The sequence below is a fragment of the Caulobacter sp. FG121 genome, from assembly GCF_057809815.1.
This window is the reverse complement of record NZ_JBMDKR010000012.1, coordinates 32120-50495: the sequence shown is the minus strand read 5'-3', so window position 1 is coordinate 50495 and position 18376 is coordinate 32120. Positions and strand designations below refer to the sequence as shown.

General features: G+C 54.1%; 15 protein-coding genes. 5 read left to right on the top strand and 10 right to left on the bottom strand.

Annotated features, from left to right (window positions below):
• Positions 1–314: 314 nt before the first annotated feature.
• Both ACODSL_RS19775 and ACODSL_RS19770 read left to right on the top strand, forming a co-directional pair.
• On the top strand, positions 315–1742 hold the full coding sequence (locus ACODSL_RS19775) for a GMC oxidoreductase (RefSeq protein ID WP_488902457.1): 1428 nt from the start codon (positions 315–317) through the stop codon (positions 1740–1742).
• Positions 1742–2206 (top strand): hypothetical protein, encoded by a 465-nt coding sequence (locus ACODSL_RS19770; RefSeq protein ID WP_488902456.1) that lies wholly within the window; start codon positions 1742–1744, stop codon positions 2204–2206. The genes ACODSL_RS19775 and ACODSL_RS19770 overlap by 1 nt, the downstream gene beginning before the upstream one ends.
• 455 nt (positions 2207–2661) lie before the next feature.
• On the opposite strand, the gene ACODSL_RS19765 is transcribed toward ACODSL_RS19770, so the two are convergent.
• The 7 genes from ACODSL_RS19765 to ACODSL_RS19735 all read right to left on the bottom strand — a co-directional run bounded on the left by ACODSL_RS19765 (position 2662) and on the right by ACODSL_RS19735 (position 10422).
• Positions 2662–3405, bottom strand: a complete 744-nt coding sequence (locus ACODSL_RS19765; protein WP_488902455.1) for a glycosyltransferase family protein — start codon at positions 3403–3405, stop codon at positions 2662–2664.
• On the bottom strand, positions 3402–5000 hold the full coding sequence (locus tag ACODSL_RS19760; RefSeq protein WP_488902454.1) for a hypothetical protein: 1599 nt from the start codon (positions 4998–5000) through the stop codon (positions 3402–3404). Before ACODSL_RS19760 ends, ACODSL_RS19765 begins: the two co-directional genes overlap by 4 nt.
• A complete protein-coding gene (locus tag ACODSL_RS19755) occupies positions 5000–5374 on the bottom strand; it encodes an HAD family hydrolase (protein WP_488902453.1) in 375 nt (124 codons plus the stop codon). The genes ACODSL_RS19760 and ACODSL_RS19755 overlap by 1 nt, the downstream gene beginning before the upstream one ends.
• Positions 5375–5729: 355 nt before the next feature.
• Positions 5730–6821 (bottom strand): hypothetical protein, encoded by a 1092-nt coding sequence (locus ACODSL_RS19750; RefSeq protein ID WP_488902452.1) that lies wholly within the window; start codon positions 6819–6821, stop codon positions 5730–5732.
• A gap of 32 nt (positions 6822–6853) precedes the next feature.
• A complete protein-coding gene (locus tag ACODSL_RS19745) occupies positions 6854–8125 on the bottom strand; it encodes a hypothetical protein (RefSeq protein ID WP_488902451.1) in 1272 nt (423 codons plus the stop codon).
• Positions 8126–8499: 374 nt separating this feature from the next.
• Entirely contained in the window at positions 8500–9594 is a 1095-nt protein-coding gene (locus ACODSL_RS19740) for a hypothetical protein (RefSeq protein ID WP_488902450.1), read from the bottom strand.
• A gap of 318 nt (positions 9595–9912) precedes the next feature.
• Positions 9913–10422, bottom strand: a complete 510-nt coding sequence (locus tag ACODSL_RS19735) for a class I SAM-dependent methyltransferase (RefSeq protein ID WP_488902458.1) — start codon at positions 10420–10422, stop codon at positions 9913–9915.
• A gap of 506 nt (positions 10423–10928) precedes the next feature.
• On the opposite strand from ACODSL_RS19735, the gene ACODSL_RS19730 reads away from it, so the two are divergent.
• The 3 genes from ACODSL_RS19730 (at position 10929) to galE (ending at position 14146) form a co-directional block, all read left to right on the top strand.
• Positions 10929–11693 (top strand): glycosyltransferase family 2 protein, encoded by a 765-nt coding sequence (locus ACODSL_RS19730; protein WP_488902449.1) that lies wholly within the window; start codon positions 10929–10931, stop codon positions 11691–11693.
• 291 nt (positions 11694–11984) lie between these two features.
• Positions 11985–13163, top strand: a complete 1179-nt coding sequence (locus tag ACODSL_RS19725) for a sugar transferase (RefSeq protein WP_488902448.1) — start codon at positions 11985–11987, stop codon at positions 13161–13163.
• Positions 13160–14146 carry a UDP-glucose 4-epimerase GalE gene (gene galE, locus ACODSL_RS19720; RefSeq protein ID WP_488902447.1) on the top strand — a complete coding sequence of 329 codons (987 nt, stop codon included), beginning with the start codon at positions 13160–13162 and terminating at the stop codon, positions 14144–14146. Before ACODSL_RS19725 ends, galE begins: the two co-directional genes overlap by 4 nt.
• Positions 14147–14601: 455 nt before the next feature.
• Here galE and fcl read toward each other — a convergent pair whose 3' ends face one another.
• The 3 genes from fcl to ACODSL_RS19705 all read right to left on the bottom strand — a co-directional run bounded on the left by fcl (position 14602) and on the right by ACODSL_RS19705 (position 18211).
• The gene (gene fcl / locus ACODSL_RS19715) at positions 14602–15561 is read right to left on the bottom strand and encodes a GDP-L-fucose synthase (protein ID WP_488902446.1); all 960 of its coding nucleotides are present in this window, start codon (positions 15559–15561) and stop codon (positions 14602–14604) included.
• The gene (gene gmd / locus ACODSL_RS19710) at positions 15551–16627 is read right to left on the bottom strand and encodes a GDP-mannose 4,6-dehydratase (RefSeq protein WP_488902445.1); all 1077 of its coding nucleotides are present in this window, start codon (positions 16625–16627) and stop codon (positions 15551–15553) included. The genes fcl and gmd overlap by 11 nt, the downstream gene beginning before the upstream one ends.
• A gap of 618 nt (positions 16628–17245) precedes the next feature.
• The gene (locus tag ACODSL_RS19705; protein ID WP_488902444.1) at positions 17246–18211 is read right to left on the bottom strand and encodes an IS481 family transposase; all 966 of its coding nucleotides are present in this window, start codon (positions 18209–18211) and stop codon (positions 17246–17248) included.
• Positions 18212–18376 lie beyond the last annotated feature (165 nt).

Sequence of the window (18376 nt, the reverse complement as noted above, 5' to 3'; positions counted from 1 at the left end):
CGCAACCCCACTCTCTCAACCCAACCCCGGGTGAACAACCTTCATAGCTTCGACACCTAGTCGGCAAATTCAATCCACGCAAAGGACCCGAAACGTTGCCCGACGCCCCGTAACAAGCGCCGCGTCGACCATCCCTTGACCCACAGCCAAGATTAGCAGCTGATGGGCAAGCCCACATTGGCCGCCGCACTCGTCAGGCGCCTCCCCAACCACGCTACCGCTCGTTCCCCCGCAATTGAGCGGCATTGACGGATCCCAAAACATCAACAAATTCCAAATGGTAAGGTTGCGCAAACTAGGGGGCCGCTGGTGGGATGCAGAACTATGACATTATCGCTGTAGGCAGTGGGTTTTCCTCAATTTTTTTCATACAAAAGGCCCTCGCGAAGAACCCGCGCCTGCGCGTTCTCTTGTTAGAACGCGGCTTATACAACAGCAAGGAATGGCAAAGGCGCAACGAGAGAAACTCACCTGCTGAGTATTCATACGACGCACATATTGATACGCGCGGCCTTCCCGGGAAGTCCTGGCCGTTCAACATAGGAGTCGGGGGATCGTCGAATTGCTGGTGGGCCAATGCTATGAGGATCCACCCAAAGGATTTCGCACTTCAGTCAAACTATGGGGTCGGCCTCGACTGGCCAATTAGCTACGACGAACTCGAGGAATTTTACACCGAAGCAGAATACATCATGAATGTATCTGGGGACGAAACGAGTGCCATAATATTTCCTCGTTCGCGGCCTTTTCCACAGCCCCCCCATCGTTTCAGTGCGGCATCACGGGCGTTTAGAAGAGGTTACCCAGAACAATTTTTCCAAATGCCACAAGCTCGGGCTCGGATCGGAACTAAGACTAGAAATGCGTGCTGCTCAAATAGCCGTTGCTGGTATTGCCCGGTCGATGCAAAATTCACCATTATAAATGATCTAGCTGAAATCTTGGCCAATCCACAACTGACAATCGTTACCCAGTCCACCGTAGAGGGCGTGATCGTGGAAGGCGGACGGGCCACCGGTGTAAACTGGCGCCGCGGCGGAAACATTTACGAGTCTCGCGCAGATTTGATAGTAATTGGCGCGAACGGAATATTCAATCCTCACCTTCTCGAACGCTCTGGGATAACTGATGGCCCGGTCGGCAAGGGGCTGTCGGAGCAGATCCCGCTGACCGTTGTAGTTAATCTTGACGGCATGGAGGAGGGGGATGGCAGTGCACACACAACGGGCGTCGGTTACAATTTCGCCGCAGGAGAATTTCGACGTTACGCCGCTGGTGGATTTTTTGAGACCGATAATCTCCCCCTCTTACGCCCAGAATCCGGAAAAACAAGGCAAGTCGTCAGGCTCAAGTTTTTGCTGGATGCCCTCCCCCTAAGTCGAAACAATGTTCGATTTGATGGAACCAACGCAGGCGTTCCAATTGTCCAATTCGACGAATATGGGGAATATTCAAAGAGGGGAATTGAGTATGTTTCCCAACAGCTTCCGAATTTGTTGTCGGTTCTACCTGTGGAAAGTGTCGAGATACGGACGCATGAGGTGGGTTCACACTCGCACATTCAGGGCACGACAGTAATGGGGTTTGATCCGGTTAGCAGTGTGATCGATCGAGATATGATTCATCATCGCATTCGAAATCTCGTTATCTTGGGGTCGGGGGCATTTCCGACGGCCGGGGGGGCGAATCCGACTCTTACCATCTGTGCGCTTGCACTTCGGGCTGCTGAAAGGCTCTTCTAATGCGTATGACCACGCCGCCCCTTTCACGAAGGGCGTTTTTGTTGGCCACTGGTGGGTTTCTTACGGTGGGCGCTCTCTATGTTATTTCCAGCCCCCAATTATATGTTGAGGGCATTGTCCGTGAAGTTTTTGGTATTGGCATAGCAACGCGGCGCGAAATATCGTGGTTCGCGGCGGATTTTTGTAAGGAGCGCTTGCGGTTCTGGCGCGGCGCGAAAGCTGCACATCTACTGTTTCTTGAAGATTTTACTTCACGTTTACCAGTAATCCAAGTTGGTGCGCGATCGTTGGATGAAATGGTCGATCTGAGATCGACGATAGTGACGGAATTCTTTCGCCGAACAGTATCCTCGACCAACTCGACAGGACGCCTTTATCGCGGATGGCTTCGTCCGCCCTTACAGTCTTGTGAAAACGAACTCGCGCGGTTCGATTATGACGTGGACCCTGTCAATGGGCAGTAGCGGAGGCGGGCGGTGGTGTTCCCCAAAGTTCTTCGTGTTGTGTTAGGAAACCCGGCGCCGGGGCTGGCTACTAGGGCCTGACCAAGATTCACAGGGGGCCTATGCGTCCAAATGGGGGTGTGGTCCGGAACAGCTGCGAACGCACAATCCCGCCGCCGATGGCTTCGACTGAATTCCCCGCGTATTTCAGCTGCGAGTTCGTTGGGTGAAGTTGCTCGGCCGTTCGAGGGCGCGCAGTTGTCGCCCTTGGTCACAACCCTCCCGCCGTGGCATGTAGCCTGGGATAATCTTTCCGCTCCCAAAGCGGAGTGTTAGCCGCCGCTGGTCCATTCGCGGATCACCGTCAGGGTGCGGGGCGCTGCCAATGGGTTATGCAGTCGGGCGAAAAAGCCCGGCGTCAGCGCTGTAACATAAATTCACTATACAACTAAATACACCCAAATCGAGGTTTTTAATCAAAAACGGGTCTCAATTGCCGTGTAGTCGAGGCGCAATCTCTCGTATTCCTCCGGCGTACCGGAAAACAATACGTGATCGGGCGAAATTTCAACATAAGAAACCCGAAGTCCGTCCGCGATAAGATGATTATAGATCGGCGCGACGTATAGCTCGTGTGAACTCGGCCGGTTTCTCTCTACTTCCAACGCCCGTTCGAAAAGTAGAGGTGAGCGGAAAGTATAAAGTCCAGTGCAGCATAGATCCGAGATTCGCACCTTTTCGGTAGTTCGCCGCACCGAAAGGCTATCGTCACTCTCCGGCTCCACAAAAGACCAGTCGTTGCCAGGCCCGCGAAAAACCTCTAGCCAGCCGACCGCATCTCTAATTCTTGGATCACTCGGTGCGTGATAGCGGGGGCGTATGGTGTCGATGTTAAAGATGGTCAGTGTTTCGCTATCTTTTACCAGCGCCTTTTCAAGGCCCTTGGAGACCGTGTCTGCTTGACCACCAGTCGGAGTGTCGAGAAGCACGACCTCATACCGAGAAATGCCTAAAATACCCAACCGTTCGCGAAGAAACTCAGCAGCGCCGGCAGTATTTCGCCCGATAAATAGAAACCTTTCCGACTCAAAAAGCGTCCGGAAACTAAGGACAGTCCAGTCGAAAAGAGGGCGACCGAAAAGATCCAATTCGTACTTGGGCTGCTTATAACCCGCCATCCGGAAGCGCCTACTTTCACCAGCCATCGGTATCACAATCATGAACGCCCTCCCCATCTTAGTGAAAATAACCGAAGGGCGTTGGCGGCAAATGCCCGTTGGCGGTCCGGCCTATCATAATGGAGCGGAAGCATCGATAGAAAGAGGTGAATGGTTATCGCCGCAATTTCATCATCCATGATTCCGCGACCGGCTACCCGATACTCTGCCGCAATCTCTGGTAACAATTGCATACCGGCATCAGAGGGGAAAGAAAGAGAAATATCGCCATCTTCAAACCCGGATAGGACGTAGCGCTCTGCCAGAATCAGGTCGTAAAGGCCCGTTATGGAATGGTTTAGCTTGGCGAGGTCATACCGAATGTCCCCGAACACCGTGGATTGGCCATCCTTTACCATCCCGCGCGGATCTATTGCGCGAATTTGCTGGCGACGAAAGTCGAAAAATATATTAGTAAAGCAAAAGTCCCCGTGCATTACACTCAATGGTGTTCGATCATCTAGTGCAATTTCCTTCGCGGTGATTTCTGCGATCTCCACCAACGATGGCATAGCTGCACCGCCAAAGCGCCAAGGACGGTGTATGCTTATATCGCTTGCTTCCTCAAACTCTTCCAATCTCGCAAAGGTCTTTTCAACAGTAAGCGTGGAGATGGCGGACTGCGCTTCATCTGGTTTGGCCAATGCGACGCAGGCCTCCATAAATCCAAAGCAACTCCCCATAATTTTCGACCAAGTCGGCAATGCAAGCTGACCAAAAACGAAAAGCTCGTGCAGTGACGGCAACGGCAGATATTCGACGGCGTACCCAGGTGCATCATTGAAATGGCGACGCCCCAGATAGGTAGGCGTAAAGCTCCGCAACTCAAATGGAAGCTTCTCAAACCAGTCGGCTTCGGCAACGATCTTATCGTGATTGTCGCTACTCTTTTCGACCGATTGATACGAAATCCGCAACGTATTGAAGGCACGCTGCGTACGTACATTGCAACGTGACAGATAGAAAGTTTGCAAATGCCCAAAGTCTAGCCAACTCGATATTTCCACGACGCTGATCTGCCGCTTTCGGTGATATTCGTTGAGGGCTAAAGTAAAATCTCCGCGCGATTTTGCTAGGGCGCGCCTTAGGTCTGCATCACTGCTAAATGCGAAGAAGCCAGATAGCACCCGAGCATCGTCTGCTACGCCATTTAACGATCGAAATATGTTATCCGCGGGGTCGAATACTCCCCACGCATAGTCGACGTTGGCGTGGCCTGTGCCAACCACGTCCAATCGCTCTGCCGGCAAGTCATAGATCAAAGTGTCCCCATGCAGGATCCGAACTGGTCCATTCGCAGGTCCAACAATATTGAGTACATAAAGTAGCGACTCCCCCAATCTAAGGTCATCGGGAACTCCAATTATCTCGACACCGCGGCCTTCAAGAACGCGAGCGTCCCATTCTGGTATCTCAAAAGACTCCGGGACTGATAGCATGCGCCTTCCCGGAATGCCCGCCAGCGCATCAAGCTGCAAAACGTATAGCCTCGTGTTTCCGATAGGAAGAAATGCGGGTGGGAGCGGGCCAAATTCGGCTGCAAGTTCCGTATCAACATATGCCGCTGACGAGATTAGCAAAATTCCAGCGTTGGGCATCAGTGCTTCCCCCCGATGGTCATGACTATTTCGTCCAATGTTAGCCGAACGAATTCATCCGGCCGAACTGCACGATCGTCGATATAGAAACCGTGTAGGCCGCACCACGGCTTACCAACGACGATTTCGTCAAACGGAATTTCGTGTCGGGCTAGCCACTCAATTATTGTAGGAAGGGTATGTATATTGATCTTTCCTATCGCGCCATTATAGGTACGCATATTGCGGGCAGTACAAATTACAATTTCGAACCCCATTGCTTTGTATTCACGCAATCGCGCTACAACATCCAATCGGGGCGGCTTTTCAGCATAAGAAACGCCGGGTGTGTCGACCGTTAACGTACCGTCGAGGTCGAAAATTAGCCGCTTCATTTGCTGCTTATCCTGAACATATTTCGCCAACTATGGCAGCCAGTGGCCCGCATTTCCCACCTAGGTTCCAGTTAACAAAAAGCAAGCGGAACCTGCGCCCGCCACAGGCGTTTGGGTGGTGTCAATGGAATATTGGATTATAAGCGGTTCTGGAAGGCGTCTTGTCCAAGGCCGCTTTGATCAAAACGTGGTGGGCGACTGCGTGGGTGCAAACCTAAGGTAAACCAGTACCTTGCAAAGGAGCCGCCCCGCTTTCGGCGGGGCTTCATAGGGGATCGAATTGCGCAATGATGGATTCTCCGGGGGCACCAAAATCGGATTTCCAGTGAATTCATCTGGCACCGCCAATGGGACTTCAAGCTCGAAAAGTGCTCAACGCCCGTCGAGCTAGGCGTCTTGCCGGTAAGGTAATCATCGAGAGCTGAGGGTGCCGCACCGTCCATCGAGACAACTTGGAACTCTGCGAAAGGGCGGTTGCTTCAGGCTCTAGATCTACCAGTAGACCCTCAGCTACCAAGCGTTCACACCACTCGACGTCTTCCGCCTCTCCCCAAGCCAAATTGCTACTAAGGGGAACCATTCGGGCAATCCGGGTCGCAGCAAAAAAAACGCCACCGTCTATATAAGCAGCTCCACCTGTTGCGAGCTGGTTAAGGTAACTCCTTCGGTCATAAAAATTTGACGAATGGTGACGACGTTGTGGAGCGTTTGTATTGAGTCGATCGATGACGATCCAATCCAAGTAAGGGACACGATGTCGTCCTTCCCGGTATTCAATTGCGCATGTCGAAACGTCGAACTCCCTGGGGAACGCCGCCAGGCAACCCGGTTGCAGGACGATCCGCGTATGCAGAATCGCAACACGTGCATTTTTAGCTGCAGCGATCAGCGCATTCTTCTTTCGGGTGGTAAAGGATCGCATGCCCCCTTCGTCCTTGAAGGGGACAAATTCAATCCCTTCAAGTTCCATTCCCAGGCTAGACGACGACGCTGGCCCGCAGATCATGATCTGCCCCCCCCGGACGGGCGATAGCTCGGCCTGCGCACGCAACCCGGCGACGCACGCTTGTAGAAATGGTAGTTCGGTGGGATCACCTGAGAAAATTATCCCAGCGCTCCACCCTTCGGCCATAATTGGGGCCGTGCGCTGAAAGATCATCGTCAGACCGGCCACATCCATGTCAACAAGTGTAGCCGAATCCGCAAATACCTTAAAGCACTGTTGCCTTACGATACTGAACGGCATGCCCCCTGGGACAACGTCAAAGTTAGCCGGCCCATCATCGATAACCTCGATCCGGCCCCCAGGGGCCACCGCCCAAAGGGCATACTTCAAAGCGTGGCGCAGAAGGTTGCTGCGCTTGAGGCGGCCGACGACCAAGCGCACGACCTCCAAATTGCTTTGCCTGCGCAACGCGTAGAGCTGTCTAGGTTGCGACACAATCATTGCTCAATCCTTCGCCCTTTCGCCGGTTGCGCTCAGCCGTCACGGCTTTGAATGGGCCTCGAAGTTACGGGCATTTTTGCGAGCAGCCGAATAGCGAAAAACCCCCAGGCGACGGCGCCAAACAAATAGGTAGTGGCGTAAAGCAAAATAAACCTGTCAATAGGAATGCCGAAACTTACGGCCGCAACTGTAGTTGCCGCAAATACGCCGGCCACGGTTAGCGTTAGCTGCTTAGCCAAACGAACTAGGCCCACATTGAATATGAAGCTCCCAGCTGTATTCTGAATGGCATTGGAAATGGCGATAATACAGATCGCCACCAATATTTCTACAGTGATTATTCCGGCATTCTCACGCAATAGTCTAGAGAAAATCTGCTCCTGAAACGCCAGCGTTATGCCAATCATAGAGACCATGGCCATTAGGCTGATGGATAGCGTAAGAAAGAGCCACCGTATAAGCGCGCGGCGTCGCTGATCCACATAGGCGCGTGAAACTTGTGGTAGTAGACCCAAGCTAACGCCTTGGTTCACGGTGATTGCCGCTCTGACAAATTTGTTAAATACATCAAACGCAACTACGCCACCAGGCCCGTATATAAGCGGAAGAACTACATACGGAAAGTTATAGATCGCCGCTTCGCTTAGGCTAAATGTCGCTGAGTGCCCAATATCTGGGCCAAAATACTGCCCAAACGCGCCAATTTTCGTCCTGACATGCGATATCGTCCGCGGGATCATAATAAGATCCAGAAGGCGGAGTCGCCTCAGCACGAATGCAATTGATATAATCCACAATAAATCGTACCCAAGAAAGGCGGTCTCTAGTGAGCATCCCAGAGCTAACCAAACAGTGAGGGCGATCTGGCCGGCGCGCCGCAGTAGATCTACCACCTCATACACCAGATGCTGATTCACGGCAGATGCAATTGATCGCATTAACATCCAAGGCAAGTTAGCCGCTGTCGCGAATGCGAAAAGAACTAGAACGCCGGACCCAATTCCTTCAGGTTTTGATGCGGCGACTGCATATAGGCTATACAGAATAAGAGCACTGGCTGCGGCGACAAAATATAATATGGCCGCGCCTTGAACCGGGGATTTTAAGGCCGATATATCGCCAAGCAAAAACTGAGTACGGAGTCGAGCGTATACAAGGTTTGCAACACCCAGATCAGACGAGGTCAGATAGAGCCCTATGGCTCCGATTATGACAAACCACGAATAACTATGCAAATCTACTACGCGAATCATAACAAACGTGAAGAAAAACCCCCAAATGAGTCCGAGCGAAGAGTTCGTCATTCGCACTAGTAAGTAAATTGTCTGTAGCGTTCTAGACATTTAAGCGACACCGATCTTCCGCGGCCGGACCCAAAGAAACACCTGTCGGTAGGAGGTGTGGTTCGGAGCACTTGCGACGGTCGTCACTGAAGGGAGGGGGGGGGCGATCGGGGCGGTTCATTGCGGTACCGTACTCGCCAGCTCGGCTTGAAGTTTTGTTCGGACGTTGAGTCGGTCCGGAAGGTGTGAAGGAAGCGCTGCAACGAGCGTTCGATAGACCTTCTGAAGTTAATTGAAGAACGTACATCGTTGCTTCGGCTGGCACCACCGAATATTCGTAAGTTTGTTGAAAATCTCGGCCAACTCGTAGGTGCCGGATAAGACTTCGTGCTAGGCTAGTCATCTAGATCGGGGTGGGGCAGGAATGGGGGGGACAGGGGGGTCAAACATCTATCCCAGTCAAATTTCTTACCGCAGGCGGTCTGAAATTCGGAAAATCGACTAACAAGTGAAGTGGGTGCCGCGGCCACCATTTCTTTAACTACTGCATGTATTTCGGACACGCTTTTGACGACGCGAACAAATTCGTGGGCATGAGGCAGGTCGTCAAATTCGGGTCGTATATCTGCGTAGGTTAAGACAATACAATTGTTGGCGATATACTCGAGAGCCTTAAGCTTAAATCCTCCTGAGAATCGATCTGTAACGACACCAAAGCGGATCGCAACTGACCAGTCCAAGCCAGTTGACGGAATCTGCTTCGCACGCGCGCCGAGGATCCGTCCGGCGATATCGTCGAGGATCCAAATTGGTAACTGTGGCGTCTCGACGGCGAATTTCTTCAGGTCAGCCCGCTTTCGCCACCATGCATAGCTACCGGTAATAACCAGTTCAGGCACTGCTACTGCGCCTCGCTTAAGCGGGACCGGTGGAAGTATGCCGGGAGCTACTACTGGGAAGCGCGTATCCACGCCCAACGTCTTCCGAAGTGCACGGGCATCGAGCCGCGAAACCACAGTCAAAATGCTGGCTGTATTTCTATAGTAGCGACGCTCATAACGCCGCCCGAGGGGCGTGAGCAGGGTTCGCGACAGCGCGCCTCCCGTAGCCAAAAGCAGTGCTATGGAGTTCATCGAAAATAGAACTACCTTTGCCCCGTGGCTCCTCGCGAGTTCACTTAGGCTGAAGGTGCTTTCGTGGATAAGGTATACATAATTGGGTCGGAATTTGAGGGCGTCTTTCAGCGCGGCACGGTTAGCGGCGGAGCAATAGCCAGTCATCTCCATTGGCCAACCACGAAATAGGTCCCGAAGGCGTTGCACCGGCCCGCCATAGGGGAGCACCAATATCTTGAGATCCATCTGCCGGCTCAAGAACGGAATCATGCGGTTGATGTGGACGCGATCACCGCCGTTTTCGGAGCCGCGGGCGGCGCGGACCACGAACAGGGCACTTGGTTTCCCGGAAACCGGTGGTACGAGATTGGTCATGGTACCAATCTTGTGGCTAATTGGGTGCATCTGTCGATCTCCCGTTCCACATTGCGAACGCCTTCAATAACGATCGCGGATTCGCGCGCGAAGTTCATGGCGTCAACGACGCGCATGAAGCCGGGAGTAGGGGGCGACGCCTTGAATTTTCTGTCGGTTCTAACTGTGACAATTGAGCCGCCGCCGGTTGCCACGTTCACGATGCTACCGATTCGAGTGCGCCGAGCGGGTCCCTGGGCCAGACTCTTCGAATAGTCTTAGAACTGCGGTCGTCCCCAATTCCAATGAGCCAGAGCAGAACCATTGGCCCTGCCGGCTTCAATGCATTGACAGTATGCGACGCACTTTCCCCAGATAAGCCATGCGAGCAACCTCAGTGCGGGTCCAGCCGCGTGTCAGAAAGTGCGTTGAAGACCCGAAGCTAACATAATCAAGGTCAAACAAGCTAGCCATCCGTCTCAACGCTTCCTTCGAAAATAGTGATATATGGCCGTTTCTCGGAGCGGCATACCACCATGATAGTCGAGTACTTTCCGAAACATTTGTGTCTGTCACGTTGGTCCCTATAACAAGCGCCAGCCTGCCAGGGGAGCACAGGGCGACGATCTTGGACATTTCGCCCAAAGGATCAACTAGGTGCTCGAATACTTCGAATGCCGAGCATATATTGTACTTTCGTTCATGGTCTGACAGCATGCTGACGTCTCCGAATGGATCGTAGGCATCATAGGTCCAGCCCCGCTTCCGCAGAGTGGACGCCATCAGGCCACTGCCTGCGCCGTAGTCTAATCCAACGGTATCGCGTCGCGAAAATTGGCTCTCAATCATAGCGCAGCCAAGCATCGGTCGCACTTTCAAATAGTCGGGGTCAACTAAAGCATATTCGTCGTTGTAAATAATGCGAGCCCAATCCTCTGGGCTGAAATGATCGAAATCCGTAGTCATAATAAACCCGCAGTCATCACAACGATAGTAGACAACACTAATACCGCTTATGCCCAAGGGGTAGACATTCTCGCGACACGTTTTTGCTTGATCGATCGCATCAAATGCGCGGCAGTCCGAGCCACAGATTTTGCAACTCAGAATCCGTTCGATTGTTGGGGGGCGTTGCATACGACCTGACTGCATGTTGCGGCGACGAACAATGCGTAGCGCGAGGCATCGTGATTGTCCAAACTATTTGGGGGAGATATACGTGGGACGCACCAAGCCGCCACGCCCTTCACGCGTCGCGGTTCTAGAGATTCTTGCATCTTCAAGAGGTGGGTTGCCGTCAAGAATCGTCGATCGATGGTCTCCCCCTCCTAGGCTTAGGACTTAGGACTCTGACTATGAAGCTAAGCGTCGTGACAGTCTGCTACAATTCGCAGACGACTATTCGTGCCACTGTCGATTCATTCCTCGATCAGACCCATAGCGACAAGGAGCTGATCGTTGTGGACGGTGCTTCTCGCGACGATACGGTGAAAATCGTCGAATCCTACCGTTCGCCGGACATCAGGATTGTGTCCGAGCCGGACAACGGATTGTACGACGCTATGAACAAGGGATTGAGACTGTTTGCCGGCGACGCAGTGGGGTTTCTCAATTCCGACGATACATTTCACGACTGCGGAGCCCTAGAAGCGATCGCTTCCGGGCTTTCGGAGGCTGACATAGCGTACGGGGACTTACTGATGGTGGCTGACCACCAGACAAAGGCGGTTGTGCGAGAATGGAAAGCTGGCACCTATGGGCCCAAGGCATTCCAGCGAGGCTGGCAACCACCCCAGCCCGGCTTTTTTATGCGCCGAATAGTAGTGGATCGGACCGGCTCTTTCGACCTCAGCTATCGAATCGCTGCTGACTACGACTTTTTGCTGCGAGCCTTGGCGCTTGAAAATATTCGCGTTAGCTATGTGCCGCGGACAATAGTTGATTTCCAGATGGGGGGGATCAGCACGCGAGATTGGCGTGCGACGATTCGGGGAACAATGGAGACATTGCGTTCGCGCCGCGAGCACCTAGATGCGCCACCAGTAGACATAGCGCTCTTTCTTAGGTTGGTACGGCGTCTTTTTCAAATTCGCCAGTTTCGTGGCTACTATGGTAAATAGAATACCTAAAAAGGAGGCTTTCCAGATCTCTTCTTCACCCTGAAGCTGGCGCCGCCCGACCAATAGAGGTGGCCCCGTTCTTTTTACTATAGATGATGCCCAGAAGCTTCTGGCCATCCACGGCGGATGCAGAAAACAAATCAAACCTAGGGAACTTCCATATTGAAGCGATTCACGGATCGGTCGGCGCGGACTAAAATTAAGACGACTGCCCCAACGGTGGAAACGAGTCAGCCCCCCAGCTCGCCTATTTGGATCGCCCTCGGATCCATCGCTGCGAGCCTTACTATCATGCCGCTGATATACGGCTTTATGATCATCAGTCGCAACAAGGCTATGGATGTGCCAGGGTACTTAGTTGCCCATGTTTGGCAAAATTGCGCTGCGAACGCCCTTGTTATGCTCTGTGCGCTTTTGTTATCCGGCCGCGTGGATCGCAAATTGGCAAAAGTCTTGACCACCGTTCTCACTGTCCATGGCGCGCTTGCATTTCTGATCCTCACGACCCGGAGTTTCTATTCAAACCAAATCATGCTAACTGCAGTGCCCATTTCCGCAATCTTGGGCATTGCGGTTGTCTACTTGAGGCACAGATCGGTCCGGCCCAAGGTCGCGCTGCTAGGCCCCATTGATGCACCTGACAATCAAGTAATTCGATTCGCTTATGACCGGATTAGAAATACCCGCGTCGACCTACGACCATACGACATCCTTCTTGCCACCAGCATTGTCGATCTGTCATCCGAATGGACGCAGGTCCTGTCAAGAGCCATGATTGCGGGCAAACCGGTGCGCCATCTCGCTGAATACGTGGAAGAGGAAGAGGGTATAGTATCACTAGAACATTTTGATTTCGATCATTTGCCGGTCGGCAATGGTTTCACTTCCTATCAAGCCCGCAAGAGAATAATGGATGTTTGCCTTGTCCTGTTTTTAATGCCTTTTGCCTTGCCATTGTTTCTACTGGGCGCTGCGGGAATCTGGCTGACGATGGGATGGCCCATAATGTTTGTTCAACCTCGTGTCGGATGGCGCAACAAGACCTTCCGCATGTTCAAGTTGAGAACCATGCGCGCCCACGCCCAGCAGGTTGATCAGATCGCCACTGCGAAGGCAGATTCGCGAGTTACGCCATTCGGCGCCTTGTTGCGCCGTTTCAGGATCGACGAGTTGCCTCAACTTCTCAATGTGCTTAGAGGGGAAATGAGTGTCATTGGACCACGCCCGGAGCAGCCGGCCCTAGCCGATGACTATTGCCAAAAGTTGCCGGCCTTCGCTTACAGGAGCCTAGTCCGCCCTGGCATTACAGGGTGGGCGCAGGTGCGTGCTGGGTATGCGGCGGATCTTGAAGAAACGCGCGTAAAATTGGGTTATGATCTTTACTACCTTAAGAACTTTTCGTTCGCACTGGATTTTCAGATATTAATTAGGACTTTTGGGACGCTGTTGAATGGTGGGGGGGTGAGATGACCTTGAATGTCTTAGTGACTGGGGGTGCCGGTTATATTGGTAGTCATGCGGTTTTGGCATTGCTGGACAATGGATTCCGACCTTACATAATTGATGATCTCTCGACAGGTTCACGCGATGCTGTTCCGAATGAAGTAGAGCTCTTTGTTGGCGATGTTGGAGACCCGGAATTTGTCGAAGGCGTCATGGTCAGGCGGCGGCCGGATGCCGTTATGCATTTTGCGGGTAGCATAGTCGTCGAGGAATCTGTTGTTAATCCGGTCAAATATTTTCGAAACAATACATATAATACGCTGTCATTGATTGAATCATGTCTAGCATTCGGGTGCGACAAATTCATATTTTCCTCTACCGCGGCCGTTTACGGGATGCCGGAAAGCCAGCCGGTCTCCGAAGACGCCCCGAAAGCCCCGATCAGCCCCTACGGCGTCTCGAAGTGGATGTCAGAAGTGATGATGCGTGATATTGCTGCCGCCCACCCTGCCTTCAGGCCGGTTTGCTTGCGCTATTTCAATGTAGCGGGTGCTGACCCTCACGGGCGAGCAGGTCAGAGGGGGCCTCAGTCTACACACCTAATTCGCGTGGCAATTGAGGTGGCTTTGGGAAAGCGGGAGCGATTGAGCATCTTCGGCTCGGACTATGAGACGCGGGACGGGACGTGTGAGCGGGACTTCATCCACGTAAGTGATCTAGCGACAGCTCACGTTTCGGCACTGAACTACCTTACGGCCGGCGGGGCTCCAGCCTCACTCAACTGTGGATACGGACAAGGCTACACTGTTAAGGAAGTCATTGCGGCACTTGAAGAAATTGTAGGCCGGCCGGTCCCGGCTGACCCGGCGCCGAGGCGGCCAGGCGATCCGTCCCGCTTGATCTCGAACCCGTCCGCAATTTACCGCATGTTGGACTGGGATCCTAAATTCGCGGATCTGAAGAAAATACTTTCAACCGCACTGGCTTGGGAACGGAAGTTCCAAGTTTGACGGGCATAGTTGATTAAATAGTATTGTGCACCCAACTACGTTGGATTCTGTGTTGTATGCGACGCGAGGGCACCTTGCTTGTTGTTGCGAGTCCAATCCAGAGCCGTAAAAGTGAATCAAAACTGGAAGTGACGTTCAGAAAGGGCCTGGCGTCTCTGACTCACGTCGCGACTTACAGATTCGGGGCGATCACTTGGTTCTCGACTAGGAACTGTACCGGCTTTTTAGTGGCGGCCTAAATTGGACCGCCGGCAGCGGCCAAGTGTATCGCTTCATTTGGCTGTTCTGCGCGAACGCGACAAGGCACGACGCTGCTCCGGTCAATCTGGGTTACGACTGGCGATGAGACAGAACGTTGTGGGCGCCCATCTGCGGCGCGCACATCTGACTGATCACGAACACGCGGTTTGCGCCATTCGCGAGGCCCATCATACGATCAGGCGTTGATTGCCTTGCTAGCGATCCGGCGTGGCTAGGCTGTCCATGTACCAGAGATAGGTGCGGGCGATGCCATCTCTCAGCGATACCGTCGGCCGCCAACCGCTTTGGTTCAGGCGCCCAGAGTCCATGAGCTTGCGGGGAGTCCCGTCGGGTTTTTCAGTGTCTAAGAGGATGCTACCATCGAATCCGACCACCTCGCAGACGAGGCGCGCAAGCTCAAGAATCGTAATGTCTTTGCCTGAGCCAACATTCACATGGCCGCTGTCGGAGTAGGACTTCATTAGATGCACGCAGGCGTCCGCGCAATCGTCGGCGTAAAGGAATTCGCGGCGCGGCTCCCCGGTGCCCCAGATGGTAATGGATTCAGCCCCGTCTAGTTTGGCGACGTGTACCTTGCGGACGAGAGCTGGCAAGACATGGCTGGAATCAAGATCGAAATTGTCTCCAGGCCCATAGAGATTAGTCGGCATGGCGCTGATGAAGTCCGCACCATACTGCTTGCGGTAAGCTTGGGCCATCTTGATGCCGGCGATTTTGGCCACGGCGTACCACTCATTTGTCGATTCAAGCGGGCCTGAAAGTAGACTGTCTTCGGCAATGGGTTGGGGGGCGAATTTGGGATAGATGCAGGATGATCCAAGAAACAGTAGCTTTGCCACACCGGATCGCCTGGCTCCTTCAATAATATTGGCCTCTATCATCAGGTTGTCGTAGAGAAATTCCGCCGGAAAGCTGGCATTGGCCAGTATGCCTCCAACTTTAGCGGCAGCCAGGAAGACCGCATCGGGACGGGCCTGATCCATCCAAGCCTCGACTTGGTCTTGGCGCCTGAAGTCCACGATCTCGCGACTGGCGGTGATCAAATCACAATTTTCCGACGCCAGCCTCCGGACAATGGCCGAGCCGACCATTCCACGGTGGCCGGCTACCCAGATGCGTTTGCCCGAAAGGGGGAAGATCACCTCACTCGGCATTGCAGCGTTGCTCTCTGGAGACTGCGACGAGATCGGCGGCGACCATCTCAGCGCAAAGCTGCTCCCATTTGGTACTGTGAACCCATCCGAGTTTCTCCTTGGCCTTACTCGGATTGCCAATCAGGAGATCAACTTCGGTCGGTCGAAAATAGCGCGCGTCGACCTCGACCAGTACGCGGCCGGTCTGGGCGCAAATCCCCCTCTCCTCGATACCTGATCCATCCCAGTCGAGTGCAATTCCCGTTTCGGCGAAGGCCTTGGTGACAAAGTCGCGCACCTCGGTAGTCTCACCGGTGGCCAGAACGTAATCATCAGGCTGGTCTTGCTGGAGCATCAACCACATACCTCGCACATACTCGCGAGCGTGTCCCCAATCGCGCTGGGCATCCAAGTTGCCGAGGTAGAGCTTGTTCTGTAGACCGAGCTTGATGGCCACCGCAGCCCGGGTAATCTTGCGCGTCACGAAAGTTTCGCCGCGCAGGGGGCTCTCATGATTAAAGAGAATTCCGTTGGAAGCGTGCATGCCGTAGGCCTCGCGGTAGTTTACCACGATCCAGTAGGCGTAGAGCTTGGCGGCGGCGTAGGGGCTGCGCGGATAGAAGGGGGTCGTCTCTGACTGCGGGATTTCCTGAACCTGGCCGTACAACTCGGACGTCGACGCCTGATAGAACCGCACCCTGTCTGTCATGCCGAGCAAGCGGATTGCCTCCAGCAACCGCAGCACGCCGAGCGCATCGGAATTAGCGGTGTATTCCGGAGTCTCGAAACTGACCTGGACGTGGGACTGGGCGGCCAGATTGTAGATTTCGTCGGGCTGCGTTTCCTGGACGATACGGATCAGGTTGGTGGCGTCCGTCATATCCCCATAGTGCAAGATTAGGCGGGGGTTCGATTCGTGAGGATCCTGATAGAGGTGCTCGATGCGGCCGGTGTTAAAGGATGACGAGCGGCGTTTGATTCCATGGACGACATAGCCCTTGTCGAGCAGCAACTCTGCTAGGTAAGCGCCGTCCTGCCCAGTTATGCCGGTAATCAATGCAACCCGGGGTTTTTTTTCGCCGTTCATGGTGGTCCCCAATTGGTCGGGCTTGGTGCTCGAAGGAGTCTTCCCTAATAGCCAACGCGGAAGTGGCGCGCGAGTGGAGAATTCGATCCCGTGCTGAAACTCCCACCGCATTGCACGCGCGTGTTGCGCTGCGTAGTGGACTGCGAGCACCACGGTCGGCACAAGAAAGGTTGACGCGCCCTGTCGGGGTGTCGCCACGCGCGATGCGTATTCCCGACCGATCGTCCGGCGATCTTTAAGGAGGATTTCCGACAATCGTGCAATTTTAGGTTCAATTTAAGAACAGTTATCGCAACTTGCAGCTTGCAATTTCAACGGACTTCTCCTTGCTGACAGGCCTTGGATTCCCCCCAGCGCTATACGGCAGAGATAATTTGGTCATTTAATTTAACGCATGGTCCTAGCGAAGATGACGAAGTCCCCGAAGTTCTCTGCGAGCTTGTCGTATTTGGTGGCGATGCGCCGGAAACACGCGATCTGTCTCAAGAATATCCTGGCGAGGTTGTGCTTCTTGTAGAAAGCTTTGTTGTAGGCGTGATCGCGGAGGTGCTGCGGCGGAACAGCGGGGTCGCCAACGTGAGCGACTGCCGTCTGGTGAGGCGAGACGGGGCCTTAGGGCTAGGTGTTCAGTCCCGAGGTCAAGTGGACGGGGTCTATCCGGAAGCGGTGTGGCTCGTTGGCCCAGGCCGTGCAGATAGCTTCGTAGGGTGTGAGGCCCCGTAGGGTCTTGAGTCGTCTGGCGAAGTTGTAGCCGTCCAGGAAGGCGGCGAGATGATCTTCGAGCTGGCGGTGGGTCTCGTAGTGATACCGCCGGACGGTCGCCTCCTTCAGCGTTCGGTTCATTCGTTCGACCTGACCATTGGTCCAAGGGTGGTTGGGCTTGGTGAGGCGATGGTCGATGCCATGAGCCGAGCAGGCCCGGTCGAAGGGATGGCCTCGCCAGCTGGCGGTGGGCCCGGCGCGGTTCTTGGGCAGATCGGCGAACTGGATGCCGTTGTCCGTCAGAACCGTATGGATCTGGTAGGGGACGGCCGCGACCAGTGCTTCGAGGAAGGCTCGGGCCGTTGCCGTGGTCGCCCGCTCCATCAGCCGGGCGAAGGCGTACTTGGAAGTTCGGTCGACGGCCACGAACAGATGGAGCTTGCCCTCCGCGGTGCGGACCTCGGCGATGTCGATGTGGAAGTAGCCGATCGGGTAGCGCTTGAAGGGCTTCCTGGAGGTCTTATCGCTCTCGATCTCAGGCAGCCGGCTGATGCCGTGCCGTTGGAAACAGCGGTGCAGAGCCGACCGGGTAAGGAGCGGGATCGTCGCCTGCAGGGCATAGAGGCAGTCGTCCAGCGGCAGCAGCGTGTGCTTGCGGAAGGCGACCGCCGCAGCCTCTTCTCCAGGCGTCAACACCGTCGAACACGGCGACTTGGGCCCCATCGGCGCGTCGTGGACGAAGGCACGCTTCCTCCACTTGGCGACGGTCTTCCGGTTGAGGCCGTATCTGGCGGCTAGCTCTTTGAGCGGAGCCTTCGATCGCTGTATCGCCGCTCGGATGATGTGCGTGGTCGTGGCGCTGCCGTGGAGTATCTGGCCCATAACCCCTCCCGGTGTGAGCACTCAGCTAAACTGAGTCCCCCACAATCCGGGACCAGACACCTAGTCGGCGAAGACGCTTCCAGCTACCAAGTCGCTGACCAGATTACAGCTCGAACACATTTACACTGATACGGAGCATGGATATCAATCTAAAGCGCGAGCGGC